Source organism: Corallincola platygyrae (genome assembly GCF_039544265.1).
Classification (GTDB): domain Bacteria; phylum Pseudomonadota; class Gammaproteobacteria; order Enterobacterales; family Neiellaceae; genus Corallincola; species Corallincola platygyrae.
The window spans coordinates 54,988-64,316 of record NZ_BAABLI010000031.1 but is presented as its reverse complement, the minus strand read 5'-3'; the positions used below and the strand labels follow the sequence as shown (position 1 = coordinate 64,316).

3 protein-coding genes and 2 pseudogenes are annotated in these 9,329 nt (G+C 52.0%); all 5 read right to left on the bottom strand.

Annotated elements, in window-relative coordinates; all coding sequences use genetic code 11:
* Window positions 1-206: 206 nt before the first annotated feature.
* Window positions 207-416 carry a PTS sugar transporter subunit IIB gene (locus ABEA14_RS17465; protein ID WP_345341821.1) on the bottom strand — a complete coding sequence of 70 codons (210 nt, stop codon included), beginning with the start codon at window positions 414-416 and terminating at the stop codon, window positions 207-209.
* Window positions 417-551: 135 nt separating this feature from the next.
* A pseudogene (gene ptsG / locus ABEA14_RS17460) lies at window positions 552-1,985 on the bottom strand (PTS glucose transporter subunit IIBC); the annotation flags it as partial.
* Window positions 1,986-2,028: 43 nt separating this feature from the next.
* Window positions 2,029-4,557, bottom strand: coding sequence for a phosphoenolpyruvate--protein phosphotransferase (gene ptsP, locus ABEA14_RS17455; protein WP_345341814.1), 2,529 nt, complete (start codon window positions 4,555-4,557; stop codon window positions 2,029-2,031).
* A gap of 545 nt (window positions 4,558-5,102) precedes the next feature.
* A pseudogene (gene ptsG / locus ABEA14_RS17450) lies at window positions 5,103-6,521 on the bottom strand (PTS glucose transporter subunit IIBC); the annotation flags it as partial.
* A gap of 80 nt (window positions 6,522-6,601) precedes the next feature.
* Entirely contained in the window at window positions 6,602-9,175 is a 2,574-nt protein-coding gene (ptsP, locus tag ABEA14_RS17445; RefSeq protein ID WP_345341813.1) for a phosphoenolpyruvate--protein phosphotransferase, read from the bottom strand.
* Window positions 9,176-9,329 lie beyond the last annotated feature (154 nt).

Sequence of the window (9,329 nt, the reverse complement as noted above, 5' to 3'; positions counted from 1 at the left end):
GACCGAATGGCGTTGCTCAACCTTTGAAAAGGTGTAACCCATGTTGCCGGTTTAAAGTGTTACCTATGTTCCGGTTGCACATTGTCAAAGCCCTCTCCTGGGGGAGAGGGTTGGGTGAGGGGTCTTTTGGCTAAGCAAAGCTCCCAAAAATCACCATATAAAAAAGCCCACTAAAGGGTGGGCTTTATTCGTTAAGTCAACTCGGACTATTTGATGCGGCTCTTGAGCTCCGCTTCATGTGCCGTAGGGTTATCTTGCACAAGCAAATGGTAAAGGTTGTCATTGATCTTCATAAAATCTTTGACTCCCGCGCCTTCCAGCTGGGCCAGCTCAACATCAACAGGTTGCTTGATAGAGATGCGGAGCCTGCTGGTTGCACATGCAATCACATCTTCTATGTTTGCTGCGCCTCCCATTGCTTCGCAAATAACATCAACATGCTGTTTAACATCACCGCTTATCTCTACGGCCGTTGAAGCGTCAGGTGTGGAGGTTTCCACTGGCGCCTGCACCTGGGCCGTAGTTGTAGGTGCGACGCCATCAGCCTTTCCCGAGCGGATAGCCTCATCCATATCGGTTTTTAGGTTCTCGGACTGGGTACCAAAGATTGCTTGAACGCCGTGACCAACAACGACAACACCTGCTGCGCCTAAGCTCTTCAGTTTGGCCTGATCCACTGCATCGATGTTTTTGACGCCAACACGAAGCCGGGTAATACAGGCATCCAGGCTATCGATATTGTCTTTTCCACCAAATGCAGCGATTAACTCCAGGGTCATACCGCCTTCGCCGCCGCTTGCCGCTTCAGCTTCGTCATCATCATCCACCACCATGGCATCTTCTCGTCCTGGTGTCGCAAGGTTCAAACTTTGGATGACTACGCGGAACAATGTGTAGTAAATCGCGGCATATATAAGTCCAAATACAGGGAACAGCCAGCCCTCCTGAGAGTTTGGATATAGGACAATAAAGTCGATAAGCCCGTGAGAGAAGGAGGTGCCGTGAACCATGCCCATCGCGTTGGTTAGCACAAACGCGGAGCCAGCCAGCAATGCATGAATACCGTAAAGTACTGGAGCAACAAACAGGAATGAGAACTCGATGGGTTCTGTGATACCTGTCAGGAATGAAGTCAGTGCAGCTGACATCATGATGCCGCCTACTTTGGCGCGATTCTCTGGGCGTGCAGTGTGCCAAATGGCAATTGCCGCTGCGGGCAGTCCGTACATCTTGAACATGTAGCCGCCTGCCAGCTGGCCAAAACCATTACCCGCTTCGCGAGTGACAGCGTCCGCCGCCAGGTAGCAACTCAGGACCCCGGTCACACGTTCACCGGATACGTTTACACACTCACCGGCTTCAAAGAAGAACGGCACGTTCCAAACGTGGTGTAATCCGAATGGGATAAGAGAGCGCTCAACCACACCGTAAATGCCGAAAGCCAGCGTAGGGTTTTGGTTTGCTGCCCAGTGTGAGAACACGTTAATACCATCACCAATGGGTGGCCAAACGAAGGACAGGATCACACCTGCCGCAATTGCACTAAAACCGGTGATGATGGGAACGGATCGCTTACCTGCAAAGAAGCCAAGATACGCGGGTAACTGGATACGGTAGAAGCGCTTGAATGCCCATGCCGCGATACCACCAGCAATAATACCGCCAAGAACACCGACATCGGTTCCGGGGGCTACGACTGCGAGGGTTTTGATCATGATGACATAGCCTACTGTTGCAGCAAGACCGGCTACGCCGTCATTTTCTGTGAAACCCAGGGCCACGCCAATCGCGAACAACAGTGCCATATTACCGAAGATGGCACCTCCCGATTGTTCCATAATTTGTGACAGGATCTCGGGGAGGAAGGTGAACTTAGCCGCCCCCACACCGAGTAAGATACCGGCAACCGGCAACACCGATACCGGCAACATTAGTGATTTACCGACCTTCTGCAGAGCTGCGAAGGAATGTCTCCAGACACTCATAGGGCGTTCCTTATTCTTGTTAGTGACATTGGTATTAACAATCTCATGCCGTTAAAGCGCGCACGGCAGCCGCGTCTGGCTGTTTCAGTGCTTCGGCGGCAACGTTTTTACACTGCTCCATACTCAGCTCTCTGATATGAGCTTTAACTTCGGGGAGCACCGGCACGCTGACAGAAAGTTCTGTCACGCCCAGTCCTACCAGAATGGGGATAGCGGCAGGGTCTCCAGCGACACCACCACAAACACCGACCCACTTGCCGTGGGCATTAGCACCTTTTACTGTCATGTCGATAAGGCGCAATACCGCTGGGTTCAGGGCATCAACCATCGGGGCCAACACGGGGTGGCCACGATCCATCGCCAGAGTGTATTGAGTTAAGTCGTTGGTGCCGACAGAGAAAAAGTCGACATGTTCGGCAAAGATTTCTGCCATCACCGCCGCTGCGGGTACCTCTATCATGATCCCGACCTCAACACCGCTGATGTTGAGTTTATTTGCTTCCTCCGAAACAACTTGCTTGGCAGCCAACAGCTCAGGGAGTGTGGCGATCATCGGGAACATGATTCTGACTTTGCCATGTTCATGGGCGCGAAGGATTGCTCGAACTTGTCGGCGTAACATGGTGGGACGGTTCAGACCAACACGAATTCCGCGCTCGCCAAGGAAGGGGTTTTCCTCTTCTGGTAGCGGCATATAGGCCAGTGGTTTGTCGCCGCCAACGTCTAATGTTCTGATGATCAGAGGTTTGTCTTTACCCAGTACTGCAGCGATATCACTGTATATCTGAGTCTGGGTTTCTTCATCAGGCTCAGATACCCGGTCAAGATAGAGGAACTCTGATCTCAGCAGGCCTACCCCTTCGCCACCCATAGTGAGCGACTTTTCAGCATCCTCTTTGCCGCCAATATTGGCGACCACTTCCATTCGGTGACCGTCAATGGTTGTTGCTGGCTCCATGCAGGTCTTAAGGGCGGCTTCTCGGGCTTGCGCGATCTTTTGTTGCTCGTCTTTGACTTGTTGTATTTTCTCTTCAGTTGGGGCTGTGAATAGTTTGCCTTTACTGCCATCAAGAATAACGTTGCGACCGCCAGGCAAAGCGAGCGCTTCTTTGTCGATGCCCGCAATGGCCGGCAGGTTCATCGCTCGGGCAATAATAGCGACATGAGAAGATGCGCCACCTAGCGTAGTACAGAACCCTATGACTTTTTCTCGGTCCAGGTTGGCAGTGTCAGACGGTGTAAGGTCTTCGGCAATTAAAATCGAGTTTTCAGGGAAGTCATAACTCTGGTCGCCCTGACCTAATAGCTGTTGCAGTACTCGATGGCCAACGTCTTCAAGGTCATTCGCGCGGCCAGCCAAAAGTTCGTTATCAAGCTGGGTGAGCACAGCTTTTTGGGTGTTGATGGCCGCATCCCAAGAAAATGCGGCTGATTTACCCGTATGGATAAGTCGTTTGGCTTCGTGATAGATACCTGGGTCTTCCAGCAGCTCCTGGTGCGCGGAGAAGATCTCTGCTCTATCGTTGGCTCCTTCCGCTTTTAGTTTGGTCTGCAAAGCTTCCAGTGCTTCTTTAGAGCGGTCGATAGCTGCGATCAGTGCTTCCTGCTCACCTTTAACGTCTGAACCTTGCTCATCAAACTCCAAGGCTTCCTTGGTTATTTGATAAACCTGACCAATTGCCAGTCCAGGAGACGCTGATACCCCCATCAATACATCAGGCTCTTCGCTCTTAAGTTGCAGCAAAGGCGCCTCTTCCGGCTCAGCGGACGCCGCGGGTGCTTCTGCCTGTTTGCCTACCTCTTCACCTAATCCGAGTTTAATTTGCTCTGTGAGCTCATCCACGGCCTTGGCGGCATCACGCCCTTTAGCAACCAAGTGTACGGTCGCGCCAAACTGCACATTGAGTCCCATCACGGCGACTACGCTCTTCGCGTTGGCTTTGAGGCCCTCACGAACCAAGGTGATCTCTGACTGATAGTGTTTGGCCAGGTTAGCCAGCGTGGCTGAAGGTCTTGCGTGCAGACCGGCGTGATTTGGAATAACAAGTGCCGGTCCTTCAACGGGCTCATAGTTTTCCTTGTCCACCTTGTCTTGAACAGTAGCGCCAGCAAGATTGAGCTCCAATACTGTATTTTGTTCTGCTTCCACATGGCCTGAGCCATATTGGTAGGCATGAACCAGGTCACCATTAGTGATAATGATGATTGTCAGTAGGCTTCTGGCATTCAGAGCTATTTGGTCGGCATCAAAATCAACCAAGGGTTGACCTTGGGTAACTCGTTCACCTTCGCTGACCAAAGGGAAGAAACCTTCCCCTTTCAGTAATACCGTATCCAGACCTATATGCATCAGGATCTCAACGCCCTGTTCAGAGCGGATGGTGACCGCGTGTTTGGCTGGGTGTATCTGGATAACCGTACCGTCTACTGGGGACATTAATACTTGGCTGGTCGGGTCTATCGCGATGCCGTCACCGACCATCTTTTGTGCGAATACGGGATCGGGAACGTCTTCTATCGAACGGATATAACCTGAAAGCGGGGCCTTGAGCTGCAGGGAAGGCTGGGCCATTTTTCCACACTCCTGTGAACCTGAATGTTCCTAACTATAGTTCACCTCCTTCGAAATGCTCGGTGTCATATTGAAACTTAAAGAAAATTTTGATCTAGGCGTGCTTGTTAAAAGATGTGATTTATGGCGGATAATGTGTGGCCAAAAGTGCCGAAATCGATAATAAAAAGGCCCCTGAAGAGGGGCCTTAAATCTTTACAGTTAGGAGTGGGTTAGGCTGGATTCAGCTGGTTTGCCACTTCCTGCTCACAGGCGTTGGCCAAATCACCAAGTAAGAGATGGAACACTGTATCGTTAATTTTCATAACGTCAGTGACACCTGCTTGAAGTAATTTGTCCGTATCTGGTTGAACTGGCTGCTTCAGCTTTAAGCGTAAGCGGCTAGTCGCACAGGCCTGGAAACTGTCAATGTTACTACTGCCGCCCATCTGGGCAATCAGGGTTTGCACCAGAGGCTGAACTGCGGCCGTGGATTCCAAATCACCTGACTTCTCCAGTTGAACGGCTTCAGGCTTTGGGACTGCAACAGCCTCCTGAGGCGCGCCCAGTTGACTCAGGTACTCATCCATCGCCGTTTTCAGGTTTTCAGATTGGGTACCAAAGATGGCCTGCATACCTTCACCCACTTGTACCACGCCAGCAGCGCCCATCGCTTTGAGCTTGGCTTGGTCAACTTTAGCTGGGTCTACCACGCTAACGCGCAGACGAGTGATACATGCATCCAGGTTTGTGATGTTTGCAGGGCCACCGAACGCCATAACCAGATCTTTTGCCTGGTCGTCGCCAGTTCCGACAACTGCACCAGATTGTTCTTCATCTTCACGACCCGGTGTCTTCAGGTTCAGCTTGATGATAACCACACGGAATACAACGTAGTAGATAGCGGCATACATCAGACCGAATACAGGGAACAACCAGCCTTTCTGAGAGTTAGCGAACAGTACGATGAAATCGATCAGACCGTGCGAGAAGGTAGTACCGTGAACCATGCCCAGTGCATTGGTTAGTACGAACGCAGTGCCAGCTAGCAGAGCGTGGATAACATACAGCAGTGGAGCAACGAAAAGAAACGCGAATTCAATTGGTTCGGTGATACCTGTCAGGAATGAAGTCAAAGCAGCAGACAGCATAACACCACCTACTTTTGCGCGGTTTTCAGGCTTAGCTGTGTGCCAGATAGCAACTGCAGCAGCAGGCAGACCATACATCTTGAACATGTAAGCACCAGCTAACTGACCGAAGCCATTGCCAGCTTCGCGGCTTGCAGCATCAGCTGCGCTGTAGCAGCTCAGAATACCGTTGATAGTTTCACCAGATGTATTGGTACATTGGCCCGCTTCGAAGAAGAAAGGTACGTTCCAGATATGGTGCAGACCGAATGGGATCAGCGCACGCTCAACAACACCGTAGATACCGAAAGCAACGGTTGGGTTCTGATAAGCAGCCCAGTGTGAGAAGGTATCGATCAGTCCGCCTACAGGAGGCCAGATAAATGACAGGATACAGCCAGCGAAGATCGCTGTGAAACCAGTAATAATTGGTACAGAGCGCTTACCAGCAAAGAAGCCAAGATAAGCTGGGAGTTGGATCCGATAGAAGCGGTTAAATGCCCAGGCAGCAATACCACCAGCAATAATACCGCCCAGAACACCTACATCGGTGCCGGGGGCAACAACTGCCAGGGTCTTGGTCATGATTACATAACCTACCGCAGCAGCCAGTGCGGCAACACCGTCGTTTTTAGTGAAGCCGAGGGCAACACCAATGGCGAACAGCAATGCCATGTTGCCGAAAACGGCACCACCGGCTTGCTCCATGATCTGGGAAACGATTTCGGGTAGCCAAGAAAACTTAGCGGCACCGACACCCAGTAGGATACCCGCCACCGGTAGAACCGATACGGGTAACATCAGCGATTTACCGACCTTTTGCAGGGCGGAAAAAGAGTTTTTCCAAATGCTCATAGCTAGTTACCTATGTATTTGTGTTTACTATTAATTATATTTTTAGTGCTTTGGTTTTACGTTTCTTGCCGGGCCTGTCGTCAATCGACAACAGGCACCAGTGCGCGAACCTCTTTGGCGTCAGTTAACGCCAGTGCTTGTGTTGCCAGCGTCTGGCAATCAGCGAGAGAAAGTTGTCGTATCTGTGCTTTGATCTCTGGCAGTACCGGAACACTCACAGACAGTTCATCGATTCCCAGACCGACCAGCAGTGGTACAGCTTGTGGGTCACTGGCTATGCCACCGCATACGCCGGCCCACTTGCCATGTCTGTGGGCTGCATCAGCCGTCATCTTGATTAGGCTGAGTACCGCAGGGTTGAGACCGTCAACAAAAGCCGCCAGTTTGGGGTGACCGCGATCCATGGCCAGGGTGTACTGACTCAGGTCGTTGCTACCGATAGAGAAGAAGTCGACCTCAGGGGCAAATTGCTCTGCCAGAACCGCAGTGGAAGGGACTTCCACCATGATGCCGATCTCGATAGGCTCAACCCCTAATTTGACGCGCTCTTCTTCGACTACCTGCTTGGCAAGACGAAGCTCAGCTAGGTTAGCGATCATTGGGAACATGATGCGGATGCGGCCGTGCTCAGAGGCGCGAAGGATGGCGCGGGCCTGCTTGCGCAGCAAAGTAGGGCGATCCAGGCCGATTCGAATACCGCGCAGTCCCAGGAATGGGTTTTCCTCTTCTGGTAATGGCAGGTAGGCGAGAGGCTTGTCGCCACCTACATCAAGTGTGCGTACAATAAGCGGGCGCTCTGGGCCGAGTTCCAGCAATACATCACGATAGATCTCGTATTGCTCCTGCTCTGTAGGCTCTGTTACGCGGTCCAGGTAGAGGAATTCAGAGCGCAGTAGACCGACGCCTTCGCCCCCGACTTCAACTGACTTAGTTGCGTCTTTGATGCCGCCGATATTGGCGACCACTTCTACATTGTGATCATCTTGCGTGGTGGCGGGTTGTTCTTTAGCTGCCAATGCCGCTTGCTGACGCTCTGTCGCTCGCTGCTGGCGCTGACGGATCTCTGCCAGAGCTTGTTCTGTGACATTGAGTTTCAGAACACCCTGTTGGCCATCAAGTACCGCCTTGGTGCCGTTTTGTTGTTTCATCGCTTCAGGGTCAATACCAGCGATGGCAGGCAAGCCCATGGCGCGAGCGATAATGGCAACATGTGATGATGAACCACCCTGAACCGTGGCAAATCCCACAACGCGGTTTTTATCCAGGTTGGCAGTATCTGAAGGGGTCAGGTCATCTGCGATCAGAATAGAATTCTCTGGCAGTGCCGGTCCATCGGTTGGCATGCCCAGCATGATACGCAGAACACGGTTACCCACATCGTGCAAATCGCTGGCCCGCTCCTGCAGCAGTGGATTGTCCATCTGGCGGAAGCTGTCTGCCTGAGTCTGTACGGTTTGGCGCCAGGCAAATGCTGCCGACTTACCATGACTAATCAACTGATCTGCGGCTTCGCGCAGGGTGGGGTCGGTTAACAGCTCCTGATGCGCTTCAAAAATCTTGGCGCGTTCGGCATCCCCTTTATCCTTCCAGCTTTGTGCAAGCTCAGCCAGTTGGTTGTCGGCTTCAGTCATGCCCTGCAGCAGTTTCTGTTGTTCGGCATCACTCTCGCTGGCGGTTTCGCAGATATCGAAATGCTCAGGTTGGATAACGTAGAGTTGGCCGATTGCGAGGCCTGGGGATGCTGCCACGCCTTCCAGTTGGTCTGCTTGCTGCTGTTTTGGCAGTAGCAGTGAAGCTTCCTCTGGCTCAGCTGGCGCTGTTGCCTCTGCGGCTTGGTTTACCTCTTCACCCAGACCATCAACGATAGCCTGACTGATAGTGGCGATTGTCTGTTCGGCATTTTGCCCCGCCGCATGAATGATGACAGAAGCACCGAAAGGCACGTTCAATCCCATCAGTGCAACGACACTTTTAGCATTTACCTGACTGTCGTTGTACTCAAGCAGCACGTCACAACCGCTCTCTTTCGCCAGTTTTGCCAGCGTGGCTGAAGGGCGAGCATGCAATCCGGTTGGGTTCGGGACCAGTACAGGATTGCTGCTTAACAACGCCATGCTGGCTGTTTCAGTCTGTTCGGACTGTTCGCTGGCACTCTCGTTCAGTACCACTTCGAGTAAGGTGTCATCACGTTCCTGAATTCGGCCCTGAGAAGGGATCAGGCGGTCAACCAATTCACCATTGGTTATCACAATCTCTGTCATCAGGCTGCGGGCGTTCAGTGCCACTTTGTCGGCACAGAAACGAATCAAAGGTTGACCGTGAACCACCTGATCACCTTCTTTCACCAATGGCTCAAAACCATCCCCACGCAACATCACGGTATCGAGGCCGATGTGCATAAGGATCTCGACTCCCTCAGGAGAGCGAAGTGTTACCGCATGGTGAGATGGGTGAAGCTGGATCACTTTGCCATCGCATGGCGCGATCAGAGTGTCAGTGGTGGGGTCAATGGAAATGCCATCGCCAACCATCTTCTGTGCAAAAACGGGATCCGGTACCTCAGAAAGGTCATAAACCAGGCCGCTCAGGGGGGCCTTGAGAATCAGAGATCGGCTTGAATGCTGGCGTTCATCTGTGTGCTTAGCGATAGCCATGTCGACTCCTACTGAATGAAATTGCGGACGATTCTAGGCAATAGAAGCAGGAAAAAATTGCGCAAGATCACTTTTGGACAGTCGAAAAACACTAAATAACAGAGGGTTACCTAGCTGTTACGTTAAGTTACATTGGCGCAGGAATAGACAGGAA